We start from the raw sequence: 26,657 nt of genomic DNA on the forward strand, positions 1-26,657 counted from the left end.
AAACAAATGATGGCAAGAGAATGGATAGCAGGTCCAAAACAGTTTGAAGACATTTTATATGAAACATATAATGGAATTGCAAAAATTACAATCAACCGTCCGGAAGTACATAACGCATTCCGTCCGAAAACGGTAATGGAATTGATTGAGGCATTTGCTTATGCACGCGATGATTCCAGTGTTGGAGTAATTATTTTAACAGGTGCAGGAGACAAAGCATTCTGTTCCGGCGGGGACCAAAAGGTTCGTGGTCACGGCGGATATGTAGGGGAGGACGAAATTCCCCGCTTGAACGTTCTTGATCTTCAACGTCTAATTCGTGTAACTCCAAAGCCGGTTGTGGCAATGGTTGCTGGTTATGCTATTGGTGGAGGACATGTATTGCACGTTGTGTGTGACTTAACGATTGCTGCAGACAATGCACGATTCGGTCAGACTGGACCTAAAGTGGGAAGCTTTGACGCGGGTTACGGTTCCGGATACCTTGCTCGTATCGTAGGGCATAAGAAAGCTCGTGAAATCTGGTACCTTTGCCGTCAATACGATGCTAAGGAAGCACAGGACATGGGCCTTGTTAATACCGTTGTTCCTTTGGAGCGATTGGAGGATGAAACCGTGCAATGGTGTGAAGAAATGCTTGAGAACAGCCCGACTGCTCTTCGTTTCTTGAAAGCTGCTATGAACGCTGATACTGACGGATTGGCTGGTCTCCAACAGTTCGCTGGAGATGCAACACTATTGTACTACACTACGGAAGAGGCAAAAGAAGGTCGTGACGCTTTTAAAGAAAAGAGAAAGCCGGACTTTGGACAGTTCCCTCGTTTTCCTTAATATATTCGAATTTTTTGAGGGCAATCTAAGAGCTTTTGGCTTTTGGATTGCTCTTTCTTTTATGGAAAAACTATAGAAAGGAGGTTGTGACATATGACAGCTTTGCCGAATTTTTTAATGAAACGGGCTGCTTTGACTCCGGAGCGGATTGCGCTTGAAATGGATGATAGAAAAGTTACTTTTGCAGAACTATACACGAATTCGGTTCAAATAGCGGAAAAGCTTTTAGAATTGGGAGTGAAAAAAGGCGACCGGATTTCGATTTTTATGGGCAATAGTATCGAACTGGTGGAATTGCTGTTTGCCTTGAAGAATATTGGAGCGCTTACTGTTTTACATAACTTGCGATTAACTTCAAAGGAACTATCGTATCAGGTGGAGGATGCGGGGTCGCGTTTTATTATGGTGGAAGACGATAAGGAGTCTTTTTTATCCCATGTTTTTGATTCGGAGAGAATTATTCCGTTTAGCAGGTTGGCTTCTTTGAATGGACGCACCATTGAAGTGGTGGAAGAGTTTGATTTTGATGCTACGGATACCATTATGTACACAAGCGGCACGACCGGATTTCCGAAAGGTGTAAAACAGACATATGGCAATCATTTCTGGAGTGCCACCGGTTCTGCGTTGAATTTGGGACTTCATGAGAATGACTGCTGGTTGTTAGCTGTGCCAATTTTTCATATCAGTGGCTATTCCATTTTGATGAGAAGTGTTGTGTATGGAATGAGAGTTATTATCCACAAACGTTTTGTTGCGGAGGCCGTGCATCAGGATGTGATGGAGCGGAATGTAACGATTGTTTCTGTTGTAAGTGCGATGCTGAATGGGATGCTGGAGAGTCTGGGAACCAACAATTATCCACCTGCTTTTCGTTGTATGCTAGTAGGAGGAGGTCCTGTGCCAAAGTCCATGCTGGAAGAATGTCAGAAAAAAGCCATACCTGTGTTTCAGACTTATGGCATGACGGAAACATGTTCCCAGATTGTCACGCTTTCCCCCGACTCAGCCATCTTTAAATTGGGATCAGCAGGTAAACCGTTATTTCCTTGCCAATTAAAGATTATTCAGCATGGGAAAGAGGCTACTCCAGGTGAGACAGGCGAAATTGTAGTGAAAGGGCCTAATGTTACTCCGGGATACTACAACATGAAGGAAGCCACCATAAATTCGATTCATGATGGGTGGTTATATACTGGTGACCTGGGATATTTGGATGGGGAAGGTTTTTTATTCGTTGTAGACAGGCGAAGTGATTTGATTATTTCAGGCGGTGAAAATGTGTATCCTGCTGAAATAGAAGAGGTACTTGTTTCGCATCCTTATATAAAAGAGGCAGGGGTAACAAGTGTGCAAGATGAACGTTGGGGACAGGTTCCCGTGGCGTTTGTTGTGGCAAACAAGACCGGAATGAAGGAAAAAGAAGTGCTTGCTTTTTTGAAAGAGCGTCTGGCAGGCTATAAAGTGCCAAAGCAGCTATACATAGTAGAGGATCTACCAAGAAATGCTTCAAATAAACTGATGCGCAGAGAGCTTTTGAAATTGGTGCCGGAGAGGGAGTGCCATTATGAAGATTGACAAGGTAGAGTTGTACTTAACATCCATGCAACTTGTCCAGCCTTTCCGTACGCATCTGGAAACCGTTACAGACCGGGAAAGCATTTTGGTGAAGATGACTGATGTTGATGGGAATTATGGATGGGGAGAAGTGGTGGCGTTTTCTTCCCCCTGGTACACAGAGGAGACCATTGAAACAGCTTGGCATATGCTGACAGAGTTTTTTGTACCTTTTGTAATGAAGGGTGAATGGCATGGCCCTCAGGAAGTGAGTGTAGCTCTTGAACGCTTCAAGCGGAATCCGATGGCCAAGGCGGGGCTGGAAATGTCGGCGTGGGATTTGTTTGCAAAGCGGTCGGAGTTGTCGTTATCGGAGTATATAGGTGGAGTGCGCAAATCGGTGAAAGCCGGGGTGGTCGTAAGTGTCGATTCTCCCGAAAGGATGCTTGCCACGATTGGTAAGCGTTTGGAGGAAGGGTATGAACGGGTGAAGGTGAAAATAGATCCCAATAATGATTATGAAATGCTGAAAATAATTAGAGATGCTTATCCAGATCTTGCGTTGCTTGTGGATGCCAATTCGGCCTATTCTCTTGAAGATGCAGAACGGTTATCTGCTTTTGATTCTTTGAATCTGCTGATGATCGAGCAGCCACTTGCCTCAGACGATATTGTAGAACATGCTGAACTGCAGAAGCGATTATCCACACCGATTTGCTTGGATGAAAGCATCGTTTCCTTGCAGGATGCTAAAAATGCAGTAACGCTTGGCAGCTGCAAGGTAATGAGTATCAAAATAGGGCGTGTTGGCGGATTGGCCAACGCCATCGCTATTCATGATCTGTGTCAGGAGAGTGGTATTCCTGTATGGTGTGGAGGGATGTTGGAGACAGGGATTTCCAGAGCATTTAATATCGCTTTGGCTTCCCTTCCTAACTTCATTATTCCGGGTGATATTTCTGCATCAAGTCGTTACTGGAAAAGAGATGTGACGATTCCTGAGGTGGAAGTGGAGGACGGAGAAGTGCAAGTCCCAACCGAACCTGGAATCGGCTATCAGGTGGACGAGGAGTATGTGAAGGAAATCAGTAGAAGAATTCAGACCTTCCAAAGGTAATTCAAGTAAATACTCAAACAAATAATTTTCGACAGAATGAAAAATGAAGACGAACTAGATTCAAAAGCCCCGCCGGGATTCCGGCGGGGCTTTTGCTCGTTAACCTTATTTATATTCGACGAAAAGGGCAAAAATCCTTGAAGGGTCTGACCCCCTTCTTTTTATTTTTTCAGTTTTTTTGTTCTTGACAAAAGTTTACTTAGGGTTTAAGTTTTGTATGAGGGCAACTTTTTAAGTCGAGGCTTAAATTGGTGTGCTTGGTCAAAATTCGGTGCACATTTTTACGTAGTTTTGCATAAATTGGTCTAGGTGTTTTGTTGATTGTTTGTATTTTTTTACCATAAAAATTGCATTAGAGAAACTTTTGTTACTTAGTACAATACAGATAGATATAAAGGAGAGGGTAAGAAATGAGAGCATTGTGGATTAAATTATTGATTTTTGGAGCAGTTGTGTTGGGACTTACAGGGTGTAACGCAGCCGCTGGAACAGATGGGGATGACACCCTTAAGGTTACTACAACGATTGCTCAGATTGGGGATATCGTTAAGAATGTGGGGGGAGATAAGGTACAGGTAGAGAGTTTGATGGGACCTGGGATCGACCCTCATTTGTATCAGGCTTCCCAAGGAGATCTTCGAAAGCTTAGTGATGCAGATATCATTTTCTACAATGGGCTTAGACTAGAGGGGAGAATGGGGGATATTTTGAATAAAATGTCCAATGATAAACCGACAATTGCTGTTGCCGAAACCATTCCGACAAATCTGCTCCTGAATGATGAGGAGGAGGCCGGAAAAATGGATCCCCATGTATGGTTTGATATTTCACTTTGGCTGCATACAGTGGAAGAAGTGAAAAATTCCTTGATTGAAATGGATGAAGAAAATGCTTCTTACTATGAAGAAAATGCAACTGAATATATTAATAAACTTAAAGAATTAGATACGTATGCAAAAGAGCAAATTGCCACAATACCTGAGGAAAGTCGAGTTCTTGTAACAGCTCATGATGCATTTAAATATTTCGGTGAGGCATATGGCATGGAAGTGAACGGGCTGCAAGGCCTTAGCACAGATGCTGAGTTTGGATTGAATGATGTTCGTTCCATTGTGGATCTCCTAGTGGATAGAAACATAAAAGCTGTGTTTGTAGAAAGCAGCATTTCAGAGGATTCCATCAATGCCGTAGTAAAAGGGGCAGAGAGCAGAGGACACACGGTTGTGATCGGTGGAGAACTCTACTCTGATGCTATGGGTGCGGATGGAACTGAGACGGGGACATATTTAGGGATGTTCCGACATAATATTGATACAATCGTTGCTGCTTTAAAGTAAAGTTGCTTTAAAATAGTTACTATCAGCTAGTAAAAACCCCCTGTTGACTGGAGTGCAAGGTGAGAGACTCCAGCGGGAGGTAGCGGTAGACTTGAGACCCACCGCCCCGCGGAAAGCGATCACCTGAAACGGAAGGGAACAGGAGTTACACAGAACATAAAAAGTTCTAAGATACAAAAAAGGAAAAGGTGAACGAATATGGAGCCAGTAAAAATAGAAAATCTGACAGTAGCCTACCATCGTAAACCTGTACTGAAGGAAATCAGTTTCAGTGTACCGGAAGGGAAATTGATTGGTATCATCGGACCGAATGGCGCTGGGAAGTCCACCCTGATAAAGGCGGCTTTAGAGTTGATTCCAAAAGCTTCCGGAAACATCTCCATCTATGGAAAATCCTATAAATCTCAAAGGAAGCTAATCGGGTATGTACCACAACGGGGGTCGGTGGATTGGGATTTCCCGACTAATGCGTTGGATGTTGTGTTGATGGGCAGGTATGGTCATATCGGCTGGTTGAAACGTCCGAACAAAAAAGATGTAGAATTTGCATATGAATGTTTGGATAAAGTCGGAATGCGTGAATATGCAGCAAGACAGATCAGCCAGCTTTCCGGCGGGCAGCAGCAGCGTGTGTTCCTGGCAAGAGCACTTGCACAGGACGCAAGCATCTATTTCATGGATGAACCATTCGTAGGGGTTGATGCCGCAACGGAAAAAGCGATAATCACAATCCTCAATGAGCTGAAGGCACAAGGGAAAACGGTGCTGGTAGTTCACCATGATCTGCAGACGGTAAAAGAGTATTTTGATTGGACCTTATTGATCAACCTTAGGAAAATAGCAATCGGTCCGACTGAAGAAGTGTTTACGATCGATAACCTGCAAAAAACATATGGTGGTCGGTTAGCGTTTTTAGATCAAAATAAAGCCATTGTCGAACAATAGGAGTGACAGTATGGAAACATTGCTAAATATGCTTCAAGATCCGAATGTGCAATGGGTGCTTATCGGAACCATCTTATTGGGCATGGCAAGTGGGGTGCTTGGCAGTTTTGCTCTATTACGAAAGCAGAGTCTGTTGGGGGACGCCATGGCACATGCAGCACTTCCGGGAATCTGTATCGCCTTTCTTCTATATGGTGCAAAGTCCATGTCCTGGTTTTTAATTGGAGCGGCAATTTCAGGATTAATCGGTACCTACTGCATTCAGGCAATCATTAAACATTCAAGAATTAAGGAAGATACAGCCATCGGGCTTGTGCTTTCTGTATTTTTCGGATTCGGAATTGTACTTTTGACCTATGTCCAACACCATGGCAAAGGCAATCAGGCTGGTCTTGACTCCTTTATTTTCGGTCAGGCGGCGGCGATTGTAGGGACGGATGTACAAATCATCAGTGTCATCGCATTTGTTTTGATTTTAATCACATTCATTCTTTTCAAGGAACTGAAATTAATTACGTTCGATCCTCAGTTTGCCCAAGGGTTGGGACTGCCTGTTAAATGGTTAAATGGGCTATTGATGACATTAATTGTTGGAGCGGTCGTTATCGGGCTCCAGGCGGTAGGGGTCATTCTGATGGCTGCTATGTTGATCACGCCTGCCATTACCGCCCGTTACTGGACGGAACGGCTTGATTACATGGTCATTCTTGCAGGTCTGGTCGGAGGGATTTCAGGAGTTGTGGGAACGCTACTCAGTACCCTTTCAAGAGGGATGCCGACAGGGCCCCTCATCATTATGGCTGCGACCATCCTTTTCATCGTATCCTTACTATTTGGAACCAAAAAAGGATTGTTGCCGAAGATCTTGAAGCAATGGAAAGTGAAGCGTCTCGTTTCACGTGAGAATATTCTGTCCAGCTTGTATGAACTGACAGAATCCAGGTTAAAAGAATCGGAAGGAAGAGAAATGGGATGCTATTCCTATCAGCAAATCACGAAAATTCGCCCAGTTTCTTCAATCAATCTCCTTACGGTGGTAAAAGGTTTGAAAAGGGAAGGCGCTATTCAAGAGCAGGAAGACAAGCAAATTGTTCTGACGGAAAAAGGGCTGGAGCTTGCGCATGATATCGTGTTGAAAAATCGGTTGCTGGATATGTATCTTATGTTTGAGAGCAAATTTCCTGTATCTGACTGGAAAGAAGGAAGCATGGATCTCTTAGATGGGCCAAAGGAAACCTTGGATGAACTGTTGACATTATTAAAAGATTTCGGCAGGGAACCCAAAGGACTGTTTCTATACAGAAAAAAGAAAAATCTTGGTTCATCAGGCTTCCATTCCAAGATGAAAGGAAGTGAAGGAAGCTTATGAGTTACGAGGGCTGGATTATCATAACTGGATCACTCGTAGGAATTACATGTGGCATAACCGGCTGTTTTCTCATTCTGAGACGTATGGCGATGCTTGCCGATGCAATCAGCCACACTGTGTTGCTCGGAATAGTTGGTGCCTATCTGGTATCAAACAGCCTTGAGGGGATCTATATGTTTGTAGGTGCACTTATAGTGGGGTTGCTAACAGCATTTTTTATACAGCTCCTTCACTCTTCAGGAGTTCAATCGGATGCTGCCATCGGAGTTGTATTCACATCGCTTTTCGCGTTAGGAGTAATTTTGCTTTCTTTATATGCCGGCCGGATTCACTTGGATGTGGATCACGCATTAATGGGAGAGATCGCATTTGTACCATGGGACACCTTTGTGCTGGCAGGAATGGATCTTGGACCAAAGGCGGTCTGGATGCTAGGGACTGTATTCCTTATTAATTTGATGATTATAATTTTCTTTTATAAGGAACTGAAAATATGCGCATTTGATCCGGAAATGGCACTTGCCATTGGAATTCCCGTCATGTTCATGCACTATTTATTAATGGGGATGCTCTCCATTACAACGGTTGCTTCGTTTGACAGCGTAGGAGCTATACTAGTGGTTGCGATGTTGATTGCACCTGGGGCAAGCGCCTATCTGTTGACGGATAAACTTGGTGTCATGCTGGTATTAAGTGCCTTGATTGGTGTTGCTTCAGCAGTACTAGGATATTATGCCGCGTATTTGTTTAACGTGTCGATATCCGGATCGATGGCATCTATGGCTGGAGTCCTGTTTGTTCTGACATTCTTCCTGTCACCGAAGCACGGATTAATTATGAAATGGTTTTTTAGAAGAAGTTTATCAAAAAGTATAGAAAACCCATGAGCTACCTGCCACGTAGTTCATGGGTTTCTTTGTTTTTCATCTACCCTTTAATGGGCAGGCTTAAATGTTTTGCAGTCTGTGTCTTTTGTGTCATGTGCAGTGTTGCCTTTATGGCTCACTACATAGATAGAATCTGCCTGGCAGTGGTTCCCTTGACCCCAGTAGTTGCAGTTTTCCACTTCACATAATACTTCAACGTCTCTTGCCATCTCTTCGTCCTCCTTTTTTGTGCAGAAGATACATACTTAATGTTCGCAAGAAATAATTTTTCATACTAATTTTCAAAAAAAGAGGTATAATTTTAAAACTTATTGACAAAGAGAATCATTCTCAACTATTATATATATAACAATAGAGAATCATTCTCAATTAAAAACGGAAAGGGTGTTTGAGTAATGGCTTCATTAATGGTAGTTGGTGCAGATCACTTAGGGAATATCCACGATAAACTAGTAACCCAAGGATTTGAGAATGTGTTACATATTGACGGCAGAAAAGTGCAGGTGGTAAAAAGGACAATCCCTGAGAATATTGATATCATTCTCGTCCTTACGGATTACATTAACCATAATCTTGCCAAGGTGATCAAGCAAAAAGCGAAAGAAAGCAATAAGCCTGTTTTTTACTGTAAAAGGTCATGGAGTTCCATTCAAAAGGTGCTCGGTAATATAACAAAATGAAAAAGCCAGGAGTCGATTCTTCAGCTTCCTGACTTTAATTTTCGCTTCTAATATAACGTTCATCCTTCATAAACAGTCTCCAGAAGTAGATGAATCCTGGAAACAGAATGATGAATCCGATGATATAGGTAATAAACAGCGCCCGAAAAGAGGCCGGGTCGGTAAATCCGTTCTGAATTGTGACATTAGGATAGACGATATATGGAAGGTGGGCTCTCCCATATGCATAGCTTGCAAGGGCATATTGGATGAAGGCTGATACCACCCCAAGGCGAGGGAGGCCGGTCCAGCCATTTTTACTAGGCAGAACTAGGGCAACTCCAGTCACAACAAACATCCCTGCGGAAATGAATAGCCAAACAAGATAGTCCATCATTCCATCAAAAAGCCAAGTTGCTTCATAACGCATCGTAATCATGATCAGCAGTGCACCTAACAAAGAGACAGGTCCGAGAATGAGCGCGTCTCTCCGGTAAATTTCATAGGCATGCTTGTCTTTTGCCACTTTCGAGAAATCGGCCAGCAAAAGAGAGGAAAGGAAAAGTGTGCTGCTGATAGCAAAAAGGACGAAGGATAGGGCATGTGGGCTCGTTAGCAAACGTCCGAGCATGAGAGTATCCACCCCATCAATATTATCCACAAATCCCCCATGAGTAATCGGTAATACAAGAATGAGAAAAGCAGGAATGATAAAACCGCTGATCCCCGATACATATGTCAGTGGTTTATGATAGTCATCCACGATATGGGAGAACACAAGAAATCCACTGCGAACTGCAAGCAAAAGCAGAATAATGCTACCGGGTATCAAAAGTACAGTCCCGAGGGTGTAGGCAGCACTCGGGAAAAAGCTGTATATGGCCACTACCACAGCTACGATGAAAACATTGGTAACTTCCCATGTCGGGGATAGATATCGGTTGGCAATGTTCGTCGCATTGGTTTTCTCATTTTTTATATAGAGCATCGACCAGAAGCCTGCCCCGAAATCCATTGTTGCCATTACGGCATAAATAAAAATGAAGCCCCATAGGACGGTGATTGCCAATATCACATCTGTCATGCAAGAAAACCTCCCTTAGGCTTGGACCCCTGAAGATGCTGGGGGAATGTCGTTCAACTCATCCTCAATTGGATGGCGCTTGAAGTAATAGCGTAAAACAAGGACTACTGCAGTACCAAGTAGTACATAAATGCCTGCAAAAGCAATGAATAATGCTGCAAGATTCTGGTTGCCTGTTACAGCATCCTCGGTAAGCATGACTCGATAGATTACCCATGGCTGTCTACCCGTACAAGCGAAAATCCATCCGAATTCTATGGCCATCACAGCAAGTGGCCCGGCTGCAACAAAAAGCCACATCATCCATTTTGGGAAGACCCGTTTCTTAAGTATTTTGCTCCAGAAGAACCCAATCAAAGAGAGCATAATCAGAAACGAACCAATTCCAACCATTGCATTGAAAAGCGTATGGACAAATAATGGCGGCCAATACTCCTCAGGAAAATCGTCCAGCCCGACAACAACTGTATCAAAGCGGTCATCCGCTAAAAAGCTCAACGCCCAGGGAATCTCAATACCCCATTTCACTTCTTTTGTTTCCCGGTCGGTAAACCCGCCGACTGCAAGGGGAGCATGGGACTGTGTTTCAAAGAGACCTTCTGCTGCTGCAAGCTTTTCTGGTTGGTATTGATGAAGGAGCTGTGCGGATTCATGCCCGTTTATTGCCGTCATGAATGAGAATATTCCTCCTACCACAAGCCCCATGATTAGTGCCTTCCTATGGAATTTATAAACACGCTCGTCATGTTTGTTCCTTAGCATTTTATAAGCAGCAACCGAGGCAATGACAAATGCTCCTGTCATAAAAGCGGAAACTGCAACATGTGCTGCTGTTATGATGAAACTCGGATTGAAAAAGGCGGCCCAAGGATCGACATCGACAATCTGGCCGTTCTCAATACGGAAGCCCGCTGGTGTTCCCTCAAAAGCATGGACATTGGTGATTAGGACCGCTGAAGCTGCCGCACCGATTGTCACAAGTGTCACACTCAAGATCCGCATCCAAGGTGATATGCGGTCGGCTGCATACACGTAGATGGAGATGAACAATGCTTCAATGAAAAAAGCATAGATTTCAATCTGAAATGGCAAGGCCATGACCTTTCCAATTACCTCCATGAAGCCTGGCCATAAAAGAGAAAGCTGAACCCCTGCAATTGTACCGGTCGGTATGGCCACTCCAAGTAGCACCGCCTTCGCTTTTGTCCACCTTTTAGCCATAATGGCATATTCGCGATTCTGGGTTTTCTGATACATCAATTCCGCAATCAATATCATTAAAGGTATGCCAACACCAAGTGTGGCGAAAATGATATGGAAACCCATGGTTGTTCCAAACAGTGACCGTGCAATTACGACATCTTCCATGTGGCTACGTCCTTTCAAGTTAATTTTATAAGTTTATGGTCCACATTTTTCCACTAATTATGCATATTTTACTAAAAGAAAGAAGGACCCTGCTCGAATGAAAGGTATCAAATTGCTTGAAAGAGTATGAGATTAGCGTTAAAATATAAAAGCGTAATGATTCCGATTTATATGGTTGTTTTATTACTTTTGGAGCAGCGGTATAATGGGTAATAGGATAGTAAGATGAAACGATAGGAGTGCTTATAATGACAAAAAGGGTACCAGTGTACGTTATTAGCGGATTCTTGGGCAGTGGAAAAACGACTGTGCTTTTACATATGTTGAAACACTTCAAAAACCAAGGCATGAAGCCGGGTATCATTTTGAATGAACTAGGTGATGAGAACGTCGAGGACCATCTTTTTAAGGGAGAGAAAGTGGTGGAACTGCTGAATGGCTGCATCTGCTGCACCATCCAGGATGACCTTAAATCCACACTCGATCAATACCTAAATGAAGAGATAGACGTCCTAATCATTGAAGGGACAGGAGTGGCAAATCCGCTGGAAATTAAAGATGTCCTTTTAACACCTTCTTACATGGAGCATTTCGAGCTGTTGTCCATGATTAGTCTTGTGGATGCAAGTCATTACCTGGAGTATCAAAGCTTCTTCAGCAGTTCCAAGGAAATCCGCGGGCTTTTGAAGGAACAGGTCACGTCAGCTCATCTATTAGTTTTGAATAAAATGGATCTTGTCTCGGAAAAAGAACTAATAAAAGTGGAGTCTAAGCTTGCCGATGAGCTAGAGGATCATGTACCGGTTTATCGCACGAGCCATGGAGAGGTACCTTTGGAGATACTCTTGGAAAAGAGGATGCATCTGAGAGAGATTAGGGAAGATGGACATGAGGTGGACGAAGACGGACATGAACATAGCCATGGCGACCACCATCACCATCACCACCACATCGAAGCGGTCAAAGTATCGTTTTCAGAGCCGATAAATCGAGTGGTGTTAGAAAATCAGTTAAAGAAGCTTTCTAAACATGTTGTCCGCGCAAAAGGAATTGTCAGGATTGATGAAACTCCTGGAATATACGAGTTTCAATATGCTGCTTCCACTTTAGTGTTGAACAGAATCGAGAAAACGGAAGTTCGTCCATCCATTATTTTGATTGGCAAGGATATTGATGACCGGAAAGTGGAAAAATTCTGTGAGGCTTTGAGGGAAGAATAAGAATAAGAAAACAGGCAGCCCACCTCAGGCTGCCTGTTTTCTTATGCTATTAATTCAAAGCTTTCTTCAACGTCTTCAGGTTCTTGCGCATCAAGCTGAAATAATCTTCTTCATTATTCACATCTTCTTCCGTCACAGCCTCCAAATTATGAAGTACTAGTGCTTCGGCCTTTATTTCATTCTTCACCACTTCAGCAATTTTTCCACTGATATTCTGGTCGAAAATGACATATTGGATTTCATTCTCTTTTGCAGTGTTGATAATTTCAGTCAGTTGTTTCTGTGAAGGCTCCTGGGTAGGAGATAGGCCAGTTACACTGATCTGTTCCAACCCATAGCGTTGTTCCCAGTAACCATATGCTGCATGGGAAACTAAAATTTTGTTCGTTTTCGCAGTCTCGACTGTTTCTGTGAACTCTGCATCCAGCTCTTCAAGGTCAGCCTTCAGTGTTTCGAAATTCGCTTCAAAATCCTTTTTTGCTTCAGGCTTCAATTCCACAAGTGCATTCTTGATATTTTCAGCAAGTGTAATGGAAAGAGTAGGATCTAACCATACATGCGGATCGCCATCAGAATGGTCATGTCCTTCATGTCCATCTTCCTCATGTTCATGGTCATGATCGTCCTCATGAGCTTCTTCTTCATGCTCGTGGTCATGATCGTCCTCATGAGCTTCTTCTTCATGCTCGTGGTCATGATCGTCCTTGTGAGCTTCTTCTTCATGCTCGTGGTCATGATCGTCCTTGTGAGCTTCTTCTTCATGCTCGTGGTCATGATCGTCCTTGTGAGCTTCTTCTTCATGCTCGTGGTCATGATCGTCCTTGTGAGCTTCTTCTTCATGCTCGTGGTCATGATCGTCCTTGTGAGCTTCTTCTTCATGCTCATGGTCGTGATCGTCCTTGTGAGCTTCTTCTTCATGCTCATGGTCGTGATCGTCCTCATGAGCTTCTTCTTCATGCTCATGATCGTCATCCTCACCACGCAGATCAATCCCTTCACCAGCTGCAACAATTGTGACATCTTCGTTTTCCAGAACGCCTTTTGCCTTGTCGGCGAATCCTTCGACACCAACACCAGTGTAGATGAAGGCATCAGCAGAAGCCATTTCACTCATTGTTCTAGTAGAAGGTTCAAAAGTGTGTGCATCTGCACCAGGTGGGTAGACAGATGTCACCTCAACATGATCTCCGCCAATTTTCTTTGTGAAATCCTCCAAAGGGAAGATGGTCGTATAGACGTTTAACTTTTCATTCCCGTCAGAGGCTTTATTATCTGAATTACACCCCACTAGGAATGTGAAAACTACTAACATCATTGTGATTAAAATAGATTTAGTTTTCATTGTTTTCTCCTCTCGTTTATTATCCCAACACATTATATCGTAATTATTACGATTTGAGAACTAAAAAGACAAATGTTATAAAATTTTTACAATTAATCTACGATAAAAGCGGGAACGGGATCATAAAGTTTGGACCAATCATCTTGCATTTCTTTATCGGTAAGAAGACAAGTGTCCAAGGATCGTTCTATTTGTTTACGATCCATTTCAAGACCGATGAAGACTATTTCGGTCATTCTATCACCGTATGTTTCATCCCATCTCTCCAGCAACTCTGGCTCTTCTTTTAACGTTAATCCCTTTTCCTCATCGCTGTAGCTTGCAACCCATTCACCTGCACCTTGAATCATAATGGATGCACCTGCCTGAGAAATCAGACCTGCCATATTATTTCTTGAAGCCAGCCAGAAGAACCCTTTCGCTCGGACAATGTTTTCTGGCCAATTATCCAACCAACTCTTAAATCTTTCTGGATGAAACGGTTTCTGGCGGCGATAAACGAAGGAGGAAATCCCGTATTCTTCAGTTTCAGGTGTATGCTCTTCGTTTAGTTCCTTGATCCAACCGGCTGCTTGGCTGGCTTTTTCAAAATCAAACAGCCCGGTGTTCAATATGGATTCCAGCTTAACTTGACTATTAACCGTTTGAATTATCGTTGCTTCAGGATTCAATTTTTTCAGTAGCCCCACTAATTCGTTTACATATTCGGGTTCTAGTAAATCTGTTTTGTTTAATAAGAGGATATCAGCAAATTCAATCTGATCGATTAATAGGTCTGATATTTCACGAATATCCGTTTCGTCTGTTCCCTGTTTCCGATCGAGGAGACTTTCACCCGATTGATAGTCATCATAGAAACGGAAACCATCAACCACAGTGATCATCGCATCCAGCCGGCATTTTTTTGTGAGGTCAATGTCAAATTCCTCATCCAAATATGTAAAAGTCTGCGCAACAGGAATCGGTTCACTTATCCCTGAAGATTCGATAACGATATAGTCGATATTCCCTTCGTCTACGAGGCGCTCGACTTCCATCATCAAGTCTTCTCGCAAAGTACAGCAGATACAGCCGTTCTGCATTTCCACCAACTTTTCTTCGGTTCTGGAAAATCCACCTTGCTTAATAAGGGCAGCGTCAACATTCACTTCACTCATATCGTTAACGATTACGGCAATCTTCAAACCTTCTCTATTGGATAAAATATGATTTAGCAGCGTTGTTTTCCCAGCACCAAGGTAGCCGCTTAGTACTGTCACAGGTATTTTCTTTTCCATAAAAATAAAACTTCCTTCCTTAATCAAAACGTAACGTTTACGATTTATAAGTAAAATAGTACTAAAAACCTAAAAAGAAAACAAGCTATTTTTGTTGTCAATTTGTTCTGAGTTTGTCATATTGAGAGTAAGGGATTTAAAATTCTTTCAGAAAGAAGGTCAAAATGATGAAACTACTGGATGAAATTTTAGAACACAATACGGGTTTTGTAGAAAAAGAAGAGTATATTCAATATCAGACCACCAAATTTCCTGATAAAAAATTAGTGGTTTTATCATGCATGGATACTAGGCTAATGGATTTATTGCCAAAAGCGATGAATCTGAAGCATGGCGATATGAAGATTGTAAAGAATGCGGGAGCGATTGTATCGCATCCGTTTGGAAGTATCATGAGAAGTATTTTAGTGGCTGTGTTTGAGTTACAGGCAGATGAAGTTTTGGTAGTGGGGCACCATGACTGCGGGATGGGAAAAATCAACCCTGAGAGCATGCGAGAGAAAATGGAAGCGCGTGGTGTGACCAAGGAAACGATAGATGATTTGAAATATGCAGGAATTGATGTGAAAGGCTTCCTTAAAGGGTTCGATAGTGTGGAGGAAAGTGTCCGGGAGAGTGTGGATATGATTGCAAATCATCCATTGATGGCAGAGGGTGTACCTGTGCATGGATTGGTGATTGATCCACACACAGGTAAGTTGGATCTTGTGGTGAATGGGTACGAGAATAACTAGGTTAAGTTGTCGTTAACTCCCTGTAGCCTTCCGCTTATGGTGTATCAAGTGTTTTGCTTTGCTTTGGTTTCCTTTTTTTCCGGTACATGGTCGATGCCACCGGGGTGAAAGGGATGACATTTGAGAATTCTTCTTATTGTCAGCCATCCACCTCTGATTGCGCCAAATCGCCCGATGGCCTCCATTCCGTATTGGGAACAAGTAGGATAGAATCTGCAAGTAGGCGGCTTAAGGGGAGATAGGAATTTACGGTAAAAACGGATTATTAAAAGGAATATTTGCTTCATTTCGTGTCACCTCTACTATGATTATAGTGGAAACCGTTTGAAACGGAAAATTTCATTAATTCATGTAAATCAGATGAATTTAATTGGAATTAAATCTGTGTTATACTGTAAATAACTTTTAAATTAAGGGAGAGTGCAATTATGCCTTCAGTAGAAAGTTTTGAATTAGATCATAATGCGGTAAAAGCTCCTTATGTTCGTCATTGTGGGGTACACAAGGTCGGAACAGATGGTGTTGTCAATAAATATGATATCCGTTTCTGCCAGCCAAATAAACAGGCGATGAAGCCTGATTCGATTCACACATTAGAGCATCTACTGGCATTCAACATCCGTACACATGCCGAAAAGTACAGCCATTTTGATATTATCGATATTTCTCCTATGGGTTGTCAGACAGGTTATTATCTGGTTGTAAGCGGAGAGCCGACAGTGGATGAAATTGTAGATCTGATGGAAGATACTCTTAAGGATGCGGTACAGATTGAAGAAATTCCGGCTTCCAACGAAAAGCAGTGCGGTCAAGCAAAGCTTCATGATCTCGAAGGTGCGAAACGATTGATGAAGTTCTGGTTGGAACAAGATAAAGAAGACTTGAAAAAAGTTTTTGGATAGGCTCTTTTCTCAAAAATGTTGCTAATTGCTAGCAAAAGTCGGCATTTGGACTGTTGCTGCTTGCCCGTTCTAAATATGGCATGCAATTTATCCTGTACCTTCAGGAAAAGAGCACGATAGCAACAGTTATAACGGGTGGATTTAAACTGCGATAAAGCAACAAAGCATGCGAAAAGAACCTATGGATAAAAGGAAAGGATGACACATAGGGGTCATCCTTTTTTAGTTTGAAGATATAATGTTCGCCGCCACTCTTGCCCCTGAGATATTACGGGCAATTGGGCCGACTTCAAGTTCTGCAAGTGCTCCGCTGACATAAAGATTTGGAGCCCATTCTAACATATTGCTGACTATAGGGTAGCCGCATTTCGAACATGGAAGCTTCTCTTGCTTTATCACAGGCTCCAACCATTCCTTGCCCGGAAGATTCTGCTCAAACCCTGTTGCCATAAGGATGGTGTGACCATCTATCGATTCATCTGTATCTAAATTTAGGTAGATCCTATTTCTATCCTCGTTGTAATCAATCACAGTCCCATCTATAATCCTCAACTTATCTGTTCGCATCAATTGACTAAGCCTGTTTCGTAATTCCACAGGGATTGAGCCTTTATGCCTTGCTGATCTTATGGCGATACGTCTTTTGGTATAGTCTTTTGTCTGGACAAATGGACGGCGCATTTTGGGGCCAAGCCATTCAGGATTGCTGTCAAAATCATGAATCCTAAATGGATGACGCTTCAGCATGGTCACTTCTCCAGGAAACAAGGAAGCCAGTTTGATTGCTAAATGGGTGGCTGTTATTCCACCGCCTACTACGATAAACGGGGCACTCATTTTCTCGAAAAGTGGAAGTTCTTTGTCGAACACATGATATAAGGAGTTTGGGTTAGCCTGTTTTAGATTTCTTGCCCAATCCGGTAGGTGCAACTGATCACTGATTCCAATGGCTATCACCACTTTTTTCGTTTTAAATGCTTCTCCGTTTTGAAGGTGTACATTCCAATACCCATCGCAATTTTCAATATTACGAACCCTTGAAGCGACATAAGCTTGTTGAATTTTTAACTCATCTATTAGGTGATCACAGTGGTCATTGAACATTTGTAAGGAGGGCCGTTTATACCTTCCATAAAAATCTGTGTTAGGTTTATATTTATGTTCTCTTTTTGAAAAAGATTGCAAGCTGAATGGTTCTGTATCCAAATGATGGACAGAGGGCGATCTCAAGTATGGCATGGAGATGGTGGATGTACATCTTTTCCAATTTTCCAATGGCTTTGGATTTGGATCGACAATTCTTAATTGATTTATGGTGGTTTTATTCTTTTTTAGTAGAAACGTTGCAACAGTTAAACCTTGGATTCCTCCGCCGATGATAACCCATTGAAGCAAAGTGAACACTCCTTTTTGAAAATAGTAATCATTACGATTATTGATATTACATATAGTATAGGAAGATTCATAAGGAATCAAGAAGGAAAGTACGAAAAAACTTTCCAAACTTTTCTATCATACAGTTAATAGATTAGACATATATTACTAGTATCAAAGGTAAAGCTTTACAAGATTCATATGTTATAATACAAAATAGAAAATATGATAGGAGTAGAAGAATGAGAAAAAGCAATAGTCTTTTGAAGGATTTGATCGGGCTTGCTTTAATTGGAGTTTTCCTATACCTATTCTTTTTTATAGACTTTAAGGAAATCTCGCTTGATATTCCAAGCTCGTGGCTGAATGTAAATACTATTTTTCTTAGTATTGTTATTGAAGCCGTTCCATTTATCTTACTTGGTGTATTCGCCTCTGCATTGATTCAAACATTCGTGTCAGAGGAAAAAATAAAAAAATATCTTCCAAAGAATCCAATAGGTGCCATTATTCCGGCAGCATTACTTGGAGTTATACTTCCTATTTGTGAATGTGCGATTATACCTGTTGTACGCAGGCTAATTAAAAAAGGGATGCCGCTTCATGTTGGTGTGGTTCTGCTTGTTGGTGCACCGATCCTTAACCCGGTAGTTGTGGCTTCTACATATTTTGCGTTTAATGGGGACCCTACCATTTTGTACGGTAGATTTGGACTTGCCTTCATCTTATGTATTGTCATCGGTTTTTTGATGTTATTACTTTTTGATAACAAGAATCAGCTGCGATGGACGAAAAGCGAGCTGCAGGGTAGACAGGACCTAGAGCTTGAACAGCCGGCTCTGCAGCAGAACAAATGGAAAGCGACATTCTACCATGCAAGCGATGAGTTTTTTGACATGGGGAAATACTTAATCGCCGGTGCGTTTATTGCGAGTTTATTCCAGACATTCCTTGACCGTAGTGTATTGATGGCGCTTGGCCAGAATGAGGTATTGTCACCAGCTGTCATGATGGCTTTTGCTTTCGTGCTCTCACTCTGCTCAGAAGCAGATGCATTTGTAGCAGCCTCATTTGGTTCTACATTTACAGTCGGCTCGCTTTTAGCCTTCATGATTTATGGGCCGATGCTAGATCTTAAAAACGCATTTATGCTATTTGCTTATTTCCGTACCAAATTTGTGCTTGTATTCATGGCAGTTGTGACCATTGTAGTGTTCGCGGCGATACTTATTTTCCAACAGCTTGTGCTGTAAGGGGAGAGGATGATAATAAATGGAAAGTAATCGGGATTATGGATTCCATATTTATTTGCGTGGGATTATATTACTAGGGTTTACTCTATTATTTTTTAAACTTTTGGTTACAGGTAATATAACGAATTTCATAGCCCCCCGGATGATGCCGTTCATGTATTTTGCAGCTGGAACCTTGTTCATTCTTGGTATTGTACAGATATGGCGTAGTGGTTCGAAAAATAAAGAAGAATTGGTGTGTAATTGTGGATTTGATCATGGGGAATCCTCTACACCGATTCAATCTATATTAATCTATTCGATGTTTGTATTGCCTATTGTTACAGGCTTTATGTTCCCGGATAATATATTGGACAGCTCGATTATCGATAAGCGCGGGTTTACGAACTCCAAACAGCTTGTGGAGCAACGTCAGCAGGCGGGGGCATTTGATGGTCCGGCTGGTTCCGGTGCAGATGGGACAAGCGGTGACACGGATACATCCAGAGCGGAAGCCTATTTGGATGATCCGGAAGGGTATATGGAAGACCAGGAGAACCAGGAACCTACTATCGATGAGCAATTAGCTGATGCACCTTTGGAACATCCTGATGACTTTGAGCTTCAGGAGCCGCCTGAAGGGTACTATGAGGAATTGAAAGCTGAGATGCTTGAGATGGATACAATTATTGTTGATGATGAACGGTACATTCCGATGATGAATATCATTGATATGAGTATTGATGAGTTTGTCGGCAAGAAAATAGAGATGGTCGGATTTGTGTACCGTGAAGAGGACTTTACGGAGAATCAGTTTGTTGTCGCGCGTTTCGGATTGTCTTGCTGTGTGGCGGATGCCAGTGTTTATGGGACGTTATCGAATATGAGCGGGGCAGGGGATCTGGAAAATGACGATTGGGTCAAAGTAAGTGGTACACTGACCACTACCCAATACAATAACTGGACCCTTCCGTACGTGGAAGTAGATACACTTGAGAAAGTAGATCAACCGGATTCACCATATATTTATGAGTACTACTAACAAGAGAACCCCCTGAGCAAATAAAGCTCAGGGGGTTTTGACGCATCTGCGTAAAATTTTATTTCTTTTCTTCTTGTTCATGTTCTTCTTTAGGTTCAGGGTCGATAGGATCTATTTTGTGTTCGTATTTGTAGGCTTTGTTAGTTGAAAGCAGGGTAAGGAAGAGCACGACAAATACAATGATGATACAGATGATTAAGATAATCATCATGGTGATGGCAAACCTCCTTCTGAAAAAAAACGCTTCCTTTATTTTATCACTATATATGAAGATTATGAAAAGCTTTCTCGTAGCATAAGTCATCTGTTTAGGGGGAGGCTAAAAGGGGTAAAAAATCTATGTAAGTTGCTGATATTTTTAAGGAGGTAGTGAGTCATATGTCTACACAATTAACCGAAGTGGTGAATAAGCAAGTTGCAAACTGGAGCGTACTTTTTATCAAATTACATAACTATCATTGGTTTGTGAAAGGCCCTGAATTCTTCACACTTCATGAGAAATTTGAAGAATTGTATGGTGAGGCTGCAACTCATATTGATGAACTCGCAGAAAGACTTTTGGCAATTGAAGGAACTCCGGTTGGAACGATGAAAGAAATCCTGGAAATTTCTACAATCAATGAAGCGGAAGGGAAAGAAACGGCAGAGCAGATGGTACAATCCATTGCAAGTGACTTTTCAACTCTGATTAATGAGTTGAAGGAAGGCATGGAGATTGCAGACCAAGCAGGGGATGAAACCACTGGGGACATGTTGCTTTCCATCCACCAGAGTGTGGAAAAACACAATTGGATGCTACATGCATTCTTAGGAAAATAAGGCTCTTTTCTCAAAGATTGTTGCTATTCGCTTGTAAAAAGTCGGCAATTGGACTTTTTACCAAGAAAAATCGGCCTTTGGATTTTTCGTAGCTTATCTACTCAAAAATTGGCAGAAAGCCTATTAAGATAGCCAGGAAAAGAGCACGACAGCAAGGATTATAACGGTTGGTTGATAAATGTGAAAAAGCAACAAAGTTTACGAAAACAGCCGAAAATAAAAAGCAAAAAGCCCGGAGCCTGGACGTATTTGTAGTCCTTGGCATCGGGCTTTTATATGGTTTGGTAAGTATTATAGTCAATGAAGCAATCCTCGGTCCTCGTCGTCTCCACTGATCAAAAACTCTTTTACCTGCTCCATCACCAATTCTGAAACCACTTGATGAAGTTCCTCGTCCGATAATTCATTCAGAAGGTCGATACATTGCTCTCTAGTGAAACCGTTCACGATAGAATAGGCCACAGCATCGATATCTTCATCATCCCTGATCAATTTTTTATGATATTTGTTCACGAACGTGTCAAATGTTCTCATGGTAAACTATCTCCTCTAGTAAATATTGATTAGTTTTCACCAATATTAAAAGTTCATGCACAAAACTCTATTAACTCGTAACAGGAAGTTTGCAATTTGCATACTATGCAGTATAGAAAAATGATTGTGTAGGGGGATTTGTCATGGACAAGTACAATTTTATCTATTTGGGGACTGTATCATTTCTGGGATCCATGGCTTCTTTATTGTACGGGGGCTTTAGTTCGCTTTTATTATTTTTAATAGTGTTTGTCGTCGTGGATTATTTTACTGGGATATTGGCGGCTTTTGTGGAAAAGCGGCTGTCAAGTCGAGTTGGTTTTAAAGGTATTGCACAAAAGGTGTTTATTTTTGCATTGGTTAGTATTGCACATGTGTTGGATATTATTTTAGGGACTAATTTGATAAAGGACGTTACGATTTTATTTTATTTGGTGAATGAATTCATTTCCATTATGGAAAATGCATCTCGTTTAGGGGTACCGATACCAAATGTATTGAAAAAAGTAATCGATGCAATTAAGAAAAAAGCAGATTCTTAACAACTTGATAGGGAAGAATAAAGCCGGGATTTTGTGTGAAAATAAGAGAAGATACTGGAAAGGGTGAAAACACATGGAGCGCAAAACATATTACATTTCACTTGCAGAGGGTTCAATTTCACAAGTGAGTACAGCATCTTCTTGGGACTACCAAATACAGGCGACTGATGATGAAATAACACATCTAAGGGAAATATTCGATCAGAATTATTCTTCCGATTGGCAAGGCTTTTGGAGGGCCCACATCCCGTTTGTTCAATATCATTTTGACCGTTCAAATGATGCTTATGACAACGGATTGCAGCAGGCGTTCAAGATGATCTATGAGCTTGGAGATGAAGCAACAAAGGCCCACATCAAGGATCAAGGGCTCATGGATGATATAATTGAATAGAATTTTTTTAGGAATGATGGTCTAAACGGGGTACTTGACTCTCACATTTTCGATGCTACTATGATAAGATAAATAAGAAAAAAGAGATATTGGAGTTTCGATAGTATGTATGAGTTTGAAGATATTTATAACAACCGAGTGATGTTATCCTTTGAAGACCATCCTTTTTCTCGAGACCCCAAACACGTCTGGGTAATTTGCCGTTATCAGGATCAGTGGTTGTTGACCAACCATAAGAACAGGGGAATGGAGTTTCCCGGCGGTAAGGTGGAAGCTGGAGAAACAGCGGAGCAGGGTGCAATCAGGGAAGTGAAGGAAGAAACAGGTGGACATGTGTCCCAATTGCAATACATAGGGCAGTACAAGGTAGATGGAAGAGAGAAAGTCATTATTAAGAATGTTTATTTTGCAGTCATTGATAGGCTGGAAAAGCAGTCTACATACTTTGAAACGAATGGACCTGTCTTATTGAAGCAAATACCTGGAAACATAAGAAAAGATAATCGATTCAGTTTCATTATGAAAGATAATGTACTGACACATAGCCTGGAAAAGATTAAGAAGAGCAACTCCATTTAAGGGGTTGCTCTTTTTAAGAATGTTTTACCAGCTTCTTTTCCAAATACTCTACCATTTGATACATGATGGTGGCAAAGACAGCAATGATCAACAGGCTCAACAGGACAAGCGTGAAGTTGAACACTTGGAAGCCATAGATGATCATATAGCCAAGTCCTTTGGAGCTGACCAGAAACTCCCCGACAATGACTCCGACCCAGGCAAGCCCGACATTCACTTTCAAAGTTGAAATAATTGTGGGGTAGGATGCAGGAAGAACGGCCTGCTTAAAGAGTTGAGCTCGCGTTGCCCCAAATGTCCTCAGTACCTTCAGATAGTTATCATCCACTTCCTTAAATGCGGTGTAGACTACAATGGTCGTGATAATCACCGAAATGATGGCACCCATCGTAATAATAGACCCCATATTAGGTCCAATCGCGACAATCAGAATAGGTCCAAGCGCCACTTTCGGCATTGCATTGAGAATGACCAAGTAAGGCTCTAGCACTCTTGAGATCATCGGTGACCACCATAGAATGGCTGCAAGTATGGTTCCGATTAGTGTCCCCAGAATAAAGCCGAATATGGTTTCGGTTACGGTGATGCTGATGTTGGAGAGTAGTGTACCGTCCTTTATTTTGTCAATGAACAGTTTCCAGATTCGGCTCGGGTAGCTGAACAGCAAAGGGTTGATCCAGCTGTTTTTTCCGGCAAGCTCCCACGAGGAAAAGAAGACGATGAAGATGATCAACTGATACAGCCTTACCTTATAGGTGACTTTTTTTCGCTGCTTTAAATATCCCTGATGAAGATGTTCAATGTTCGCTTTCTTGTTCAAGTTGCTCCAGCTCCTTCCAGATCTTTTGGAACAAGGAGGAGAAATCCGGATGCTGCCTTGCTTCAAATGGTACAATCTTTCTCAGTTCTTCCGGAACAATGAAAGTTTTTGCTAAACGTCCAGGGTTTGCTTTTAATAGAAATATCCGGTCACTCATTGCAATGGCCTCACCAATGTCATGGGTGACGAGCAAAGCAGTTTTATGAAATGACTTCAAAGTGGAAAAGACCAGATCCTCGAGCTTCAGCTTTGTTTGGTAGTCCAGGGCTGAAAATGGTTCGTCAAGAAGTAGAAGCTGAGGGTCTGTGGCAAGTGTCCTGACAAGTGCTGTCCGTTGCCTCATTCCACCGGATAACTGGGAAGGATATAACTTCTCCACATCGAGAAGTCCCATATCTTTTAGCAGTTGTAAAGTCTTATCTATATTCTGTTTGGACCGTTTATCCGCAATGTTCAATCCAAGAAGTACATTTTCCTTAATGGTCTTCCATGGGAAAAGATAATCCTGCTGCAGCATATAGCCAATGTCTGCTACGCACTCCTTGGAAGGTTTGCCACCTAATAACACGGAACCTTCTGTCGGACGAAGAAGACCTGCAATAATAGACAAGAGTGTCGTCTTCCCACAGCCACTGGGGCCTAGGAAGGAGATAAACTCCCCTTCCTCAATTGTGATAGAGATATCCTCAAGCACCTTGGTGGCACGTTCTGGTGTAAAATATATATGTTGAATGTTATTGATTGATAATAAACTCATCGTTCATCTTCCTATTCTTCCATTACCTCTTCTGCAATGGTTGTATTTACTAACGTACCGTATTCCACATATTGTGGAAGTTCACCGGCTTCCTCCATAATGTTCTGCAAGTTATCCCACTCTTCCTGATCAAGTATCGGGTCAGTGGCGAAAGAACCTTGACTTTTATAGCGGTCGACGACTGTTTCAATCAATTCGACCGATGTATCCTCAAAATAAGGAAGAATCACTTTAGCAGTTTCAGATGCGGGGTTGTTTTCCACCCATTGCTGAGCCTTGTAGAGCGCACGGGTGAACTTCTCGGCTGCCTCCGGATTCTCTTTCAGGTAGCTTTCCTTTGCCATGAAGGTCGTGTATGGAAGGTGGCCTGACTCTTCCCCAAAGGAAGCGACGATATAACCGATCCCTTCCGCTTCAAAAATACTTGCCTGTGGTTCAAAGAGCTGAACGTACTCGCCAGTGCCGGAAGCGAAGGCACTAGGGATGTTTGCGAAGTCTACGTTTTGTATGAGGTTCAAGTCATTCTGCGGATCGATACCATGTTTTTTTAGGACAAACTCTCCCGCCATTTGTGGCATGCCGCCTTTTCGCTGACCAAGGAATGTACTGCCGTTTAAATCCTCCCATGAAAAATTATCAAGTTTTTCTCTGGACACTAAGAATGTTCCGTCTGTCTGAGTAAGCTGGGCAAAGTTGATGATCGGGTCATTGGAGCCCTGGGCATACACGTAAATGGACGTCTCAGAACCTACCAATGCAACATCTACACCATCCGCAAGCAAGGTGGTCATGGTTTTGTCGCCACCCCAAGTAGTGGTGAGTTCCACTTCCAGCCCTTCTTCTTCGAAAAATCCTTTTTCAATGGCGACATATTGGGGAGCATAAAAAATAGAGCGGGTGACTTCGGCGATTCGAACTGTTTCTTGTTTATCACCACCGCAAGCTGCAAGGGCAGCGATTAAAACAAAGGATAATAAAATGCTTAACGCTATTCTTAAACCTTTCATGTTCTACCTCCTCATAAATTTGGGGCATATGCTTTGTATGTTTTTATAGATTAGAGTATGATTTGGGCTAAATATGTGTGAATGCCTAGTTCGTCAAAAGGAGGCAATATTTTGCAAGACGGGATGATTATTGAAAAGACTCCATTTCCATCACCGAGTCCCCATATCAATGTGTACACGGTGACCTATTATAGTAGCGGCTTGAGAGTGAAGGGATTGCTTGCCGAACCGAAAGCGGAAGGAAAGTATGATGGATTTCTTTACTTAAGAGGTGGCATCAAAAATGTCGGACAAGTTCGTGTCGGCAGGATTGTCCAGTTTGCCTCGGAAGGGTTTGTGGTGATGGCACCTTTTTACCGAGGAAACCAAGGTGGCGAGGGAAATGAGGACTTTGCTGGTGATGACAGAGAGGATGCGTTTTCTGCTTATAAACTATTGGCGCTGCACGAAAAGGTTCTACCGGGGCGTATTCATGTATTCGGTTTCTCCCGCGGAGGTGTGATGGCTCTTATGACAGGAATTGAATTTCCTGAGGTGTGTTCGGTCGTGTCCTGGGGCGGGGTATCCGATATGTTTCTGACATATGAGGAAAGAGTGGATCTTCGTCGGATGATGAAGCGAGTAATTGGAGGGACGCCGAATAAGTATCCGGAAAGGTATGAGTGGAGAACACCGCTGTTGGAGCTTGACCGGCTAAATGCGCCGATCTTGATTATTCATGGAGAGCTGGACAAAAATGTTTCCATAGAGCATTCCTACAGGTTGGAAAAGTGTGCGAAGGAGATGGGGAAGACGGTGGGGGCGTGGTATTATCCGGAGTACACGCATTATTTTCCTCCAGGAGAGAACCGGAGGATAGTGGAGCGGCTTACAAGATGGATGAAGGAACAAAAGAAAGAGCGGAACCTTTGATGGTTACCGCTCCTTT

General features: G+C 42.3%; 30 protein-coding genes. 18 read left to right on the forward strand and 12 right to left on the reverse strand.

Annotated features, from left to right (window positions below; translation table 11 throughout):
• The first annotated feature begins 9 nt into the window (after positions 1-9).
• The 7 genes from menB (at position 10) to AB685_RS12715 (ending at position 8,043) form a co-directional block, all read left to right on the forward strand.
• On the forward strand, positions 10-831 hold the full coding sequence (gene menB, locus AB685_RS12685; RefSeq protein WP_047970986.1) for a 1,4-dihydroxy-2-naphthoyl-CoA synthase: 822 nt from the start codon (positions 10-12) through the stop codon (positions 829-831).
• 93 nt (positions 832-924) lie between these two features.
• Positions 925-2,409: an o-succinylbenzoate--CoA ligase gene (locus AB685_RS12690; protein ID WP_047970987.1), complete on the forward strand. Its 1,485-nt coding sequence runs from the start codon at positions 925-927 to the stop codon at positions 2,407-2,409.
• The gene (gene menC / locus AB685_RS12695) at positions 2,399-3,505 is read left to right on the forward strand and encodes an o-succinylbenzoate synthase (protein ID WP_047970988.1); all 1,107 of its coding nucleotides are present in this window, start codon (positions 2,399-2,401) and stop codon (positions 3,503-3,505) included. Before AB685_RS12690 ends, menC begins: the two co-directional genes overlap by 11 nt.
• Before the next feature lie 410 nt (positions 3,506-3,915).
• A complete protein-coding gene (locus tag AB685_RS12700) occupies positions 3,916-4,842 on the forward strand; it encodes a zinc ABC transporter substrate-binding protein (protein WP_047970989.1) in 927 nt (308 codons plus the stop codon).
• 198 nt (positions 4,843-5,040) lie between these two features.
• Entirely contained in the window at positions 5,041-5,787 is a 747-nt protein-coding gene (locus AB685_RS12705; RefSeq protein WP_047970990.1) for a metal ABC transporter ATP-binding protein, read from the forward strand.
• 10 nt (positions 5,788-5,797) lie between these two features.
• Positions 5,798-7,156, forward strand: a complete 1,359-nt coding sequence (locus AB685_RS12710; RefSeq protein WP_047970991.1) for an iron chelate uptake ABC transporter family permease subunit — start codon at positions 5,798-5,800, stop codon at positions 7,154-7,156.
• Positions 7,153-8,043 carry a metal ABC transporter permease gene (locus AB685_RS12715; RefSeq protein ID WP_047970992.1) on the forward strand — a complete coding sequence of 297 codons (891 nt, stop codon included), beginning with the start codon at positions 7,153-7,155 and terminating at the stop codon, positions 8,041-8,043. The genes AB685_RS12710 and AB685_RS12715 overlap by 4 nt, the downstream gene beginning before the upstream one ends.
• Positions 8,044-8,090: 47 nt before the next feature.
• On the opposite strand, the gene AB685_RS30305 is transcribed toward AB685_RS12715, so the two are convergent.
• Positions 8,091-8,252: a DUF1540 domain-containing protein gene (locus tag AB685_RS30305; protein ID WP_082153614.1), complete on the reverse strand. Its 162-nt coding sequence runs from the start codon at positions 8,250-8,252 to the stop codon at positions 8,091-8,093.
• 186 nt (positions 8,253-8,438) lie between these two features.
• Here AB685_RS30305 and AB685_RS12720 point away from each other — a divergent pair, with 186 nt between their 5' ends.
• The gene (locus AB685_RS12720) at positions 8,439-8,723 is read left to right on the forward strand and encodes a DUF2325 domain-containing protein (protein WP_047970993.1); all 285 of its coding nucleotides are present in this window, start codon (positions 8,439-8,441) and stop codon (positions 8,721-8,723) included.
• Positions 8,724-8,757: 34 nt separating this feature from the next.
• Here the strand turns inward: AB685_RS12720 and AB685_RS12725 are convergent, their stop codons facing one another.
• On the reverse strand, positions 8,758-9,786 hold the full coding sequence (locus AB685_RS12725; protein ID WP_047970994.1) for a cytochrome d ubiquinol oxidase subunit II: 1,029 nt from the start codon (positions 9,784-9,786) through the stop codon (positions 8,758-8,760).
• A gap of 15 nt (positions 9,787-9,801) precedes the next feature.
• A complete protein-coding gene (locus AB685_RS12730) occupies positions 9,802-11,154 on the reverse strand; it encodes a cytochrome ubiquinol oxidase subunit I (protein WP_047970995.1) in 1,353 nt (450 codons plus the stop codon).
• 248 nt (positions 11,155-11,402) lie between these two features.
• On the opposite strand from AB685_RS12730, the gene AB685_RS12735 reads away from it, so the two are divergent.
• The gene (locus AB685_RS12735) at positions 11,403-12,374 is read left to right on the forward strand and encodes a GTP-binding protein (RefSeq protein ID WP_047970996.1); all 972 of its coding nucleotides are present in this window, start codon (positions 11,403-11,405) and stop codon (positions 12,372-12,374) included.
• Positions 12,375-12,423: 49 nt separating this feature from the next.
• Here the strand turns inward: AB685_RS12735 and AB685_RS12740 are convergent, their stop codons facing one another.
• Both AB685_RS12740 and AB685_RS12745 read right to left on the reverse strand, forming a co-directional pair.
• Positions 12,424-13,716, reverse strand: coding sequence for a zinc ABC transporter substrate-binding protein (locus AB685_RS12740; protein ID WP_047970997.1), 1,293 nt, complete (start codon positions 13,714-13,716; stop codon positions 12,424-12,426).
• A 92-nt stretch (positions 13,717-13,808) separates the two neighbouring features.
• Positions 13,809-14,993 carry a GTP-binding protein gene (locus AB685_RS12745; protein WP_047970998.1) on the reverse strand — a complete coding sequence of 395 codons (1,185 nt, stop codon included), beginning with the start codon at positions 14,991-14,993 and terminating at the stop codon, positions 13,809-13,811.
• A gap of 167 nt (positions 14,994-15,160) precedes the next feature.
• On the opposite strand from AB685_RS12745, the gene AB685_RS12750 reads away from it, so the two are divergent.
• On the forward strand, positions 15,161-15,727 hold the full coding sequence (locus AB685_RS12750) for a carbonic anhydrase (RefSeq protein WP_047970999.1): 567 nt from the start codon (positions 15,161-15,163) through the stop codon (positions 15,725-15,727).
• Positions 15,728-15,771: 44 nt separating this feature from the next.
• Here AB685_RS12750 and yidD read toward each other — a convergent pair whose 3' ends face one another.
• The gene (gene yidD / locus AB685_RS12755; RefSeq protein ID WP_047971000.1) at positions 15,772-16,014 is read right to left on the reverse strand and encodes a membrane protein insertion efficiency factor YidD; all 243 of its coding nucleotides are present in this window, start codon (positions 16,012-16,014) and stop codon (positions 15,772-15,774) included.
• Positions 16,015-16,155: 141 nt separating this feature from the next.
• Between yidD and AB685_RS12760 the strand changes: the two genes are divergently transcribed.
• The gene (locus AB685_RS12760) at positions 16,156-16,629 is read left to right on the forward strand and encodes an S-ribosylhomocysteine lyase (RefSeq protein ID WP_047971001.1); all 474 of its coding nucleotides are present in this window, start codon (positions 16,156-16,158) and stop codon (positions 16,627-16,629) included.
• Positions 16,630-16,851: 222 nt separating this feature from the next.
• Here the strand turns inward: AB685_RS12760 and AB685_RS12765 are convergent, their stop codons facing one another.
• Positions 16,852-18,033, reverse strand: coding sequence for an FAD/NAD(P)-binding protein (locus tag AB685_RS12765; protein WP_241773301.1), 1,182 nt, complete (start codon positions 18,031-18,033; stop codon positions 16,852-16,854).
• 212 nt (positions 18,034-18,245) lie between these two features.
• Here AB685_RS12765 and AB685_RS12770 point away from each other — a divergent pair, with 212 nt between their 5' ends.
• Positions 18,246-19,256: a permease gene (locus tag AB685_RS12770; RefSeq protein ID WP_047971003.1), complete on the forward strand. Its 1,011-nt coding sequence runs from the start codon at positions 18,246-18,248 to the stop codon at positions 19,254-19,256.
• Positions 19,257-19,275: 19 nt separating this feature from the next.
• Positions 19,276-20,277, forward strand: a complete 1,002-nt coding sequence (locus AB685_RS12775) for a TIGR03943 family protein (RefSeq protein ID WP_047971004.1) — start codon at positions 19,276-19,278, stop codon at positions 20,275-20,277.
• Between the two features lie 58 nt (positions 20,278-20,335).
• Here AB685_RS12775 and ytzI read toward each other — a convergent pair whose 3' ends face one another.
• Positions 20,336-20,488: a YtzI protein gene (ytzI, locus tag AB685_RS30310; RefSeq protein WP_082153615.1), complete on the reverse strand. Its 153-nt coding sequence runs from the start codon at positions 20,486-20,488 to the stop codon at positions 20,336-20,338.
• A 167-nt stretch (positions 20,489-20,655) separates the two neighbouring features.
• Between ytzI and AB685_RS12780 the strand changes: the two genes are divergently transcribed.
• Positions 20,656-21,096 carry a Dps family protein gene (locus AB685_RS12780; RefSeq protein WP_047971005.1) on the forward strand — a complete coding sequence of 147 codons (441 nt, stop codon included), beginning with the start codon at positions 20,656-20,658 and terminating at the stop codon, positions 21,094-21,096.
• A 297-nt stretch (positions 21,097-21,393) separates the two neighbouring features.
• On the opposite strand, the gene AB685_RS12785 is transcribed toward AB685_RS12780, so the two are convergent.
• Complete coding sequence (locus AB685_RS12785; protein ID WP_047971006.1) at positions 21,394-21,630, reverse strand: DUF6154 family protein; 237 nt, start codon at positions 21,628-21,630, stop codon at positions 21,394-21,396.
• A 143-nt stretch (positions 21,631-21,773) separates the two neighbouring features.
• Between AB685_RS12785 and AB685_RS12790 the strand changes: the two genes are divergently transcribed.
• The 3 genes from AB685_RS12790 to ytkD all read left to right on the forward strand — a co-directional run bounded on the left by AB685_RS12790 (position 21,774) and on the right by ytkD (position 23,145).
• Positions 21,774-22,172 carry a phage holin family protein gene (locus tag AB685_RS12790; protein WP_047971007.1) on the forward strand — a complete coding sequence of 133 codons (399 nt, stop codon included), beginning with the start codon at positions 21,774-21,776 and terminating at the stop codon, positions 22,170-22,172.
• Positions 22,173-22,245: 73 nt separating this feature from the next.
• On the forward strand, positions 22,246-22,566 hold the full coding sequence (locus AB685_RS12795) for a hypothetical protein (RefSeq protein ID WP_047971008.1): 321 nt from the start codon (positions 22,246-22,248) through the stop codon (positions 22,564-22,566).
• Between the two features lie 105 nt (positions 22,567-22,671).
• Positions 22,672-23,145 carry an RNA deprotection pyrophosphohydrolase gene (gene ytkD, locus AB685_RS12800; RefSeq protein WP_047971009.1) on the forward strand — a complete coding sequence of 158 codons (474 nt, stop codon included), beginning with the start codon at positions 22,672-22,674 and terminating at the stop codon, positions 23,143-23,145.
• Between the two features lie 13 nt (positions 23,146-23,158).
• Here ytkD and AB685_RS12805 read toward each other — a convergent pair whose 3' ends face one another.
• Genes AB685_RS12805 through AB685_RS12815 form a run of 3 tightly spaced genes read right to left on the reverse strand, consistent with a single transcriptional unit; the run spans position 23,159 to position 25,729 of the window.
• Positions 23,159-23,965: an ABC transporter permease gene (locus AB685_RS12805; RefSeq protein ID WP_047971010.1), complete on the reverse strand. Its 807-nt coding sequence runs from the start codon at positions 23,963-23,965 to the stop codon at positions 23,159-23,161.
• Complete coding sequence (locus AB685_RS12810; RefSeq protein ID WP_047971011.1) at positions 23,943-24,722, reverse strand: ABC transporter ATP-binding protein; 780 nt, start codon at positions 24,720-24,722, stop codon at positions 23,943-23,945. Before AB685_RS12810 ends, AB685_RS12805 begins: the two co-directional genes overlap by 23 nt.
• A gap of 11 nt (positions 24,723-24,733) precedes the next feature.
• The gene (locus AB685_RS12815) at positions 24,734-25,729 is read right to left on the reverse strand and encodes an ABC transporter substrate-binding protein (protein WP_047971012.1); all 996 of its coding nucleotides are present in this window, start codon (positions 25,727-25,729) and stop codon (positions 24,734-24,736) included.
• 123 nt (positions 25,730-25,852) lie between these two features.
• On the opposite strand from AB685_RS12815, the gene AB685_RS12820 reads away from it, so the two are divergent.
• Entirely contained in the window at positions 25,853-26,641 is a 789-nt protein-coding gene (locus AB685_RS12820; RefSeq protein WP_047971377.1) for a prolyl oligopeptidase family serine peptidase, read from the forward strand.
• Positions 26,642-26,657 lie beyond the last annotated feature (16 nt).

This window comes from Bacillus sp. LL01 (genome assembly GCF_001037965.1).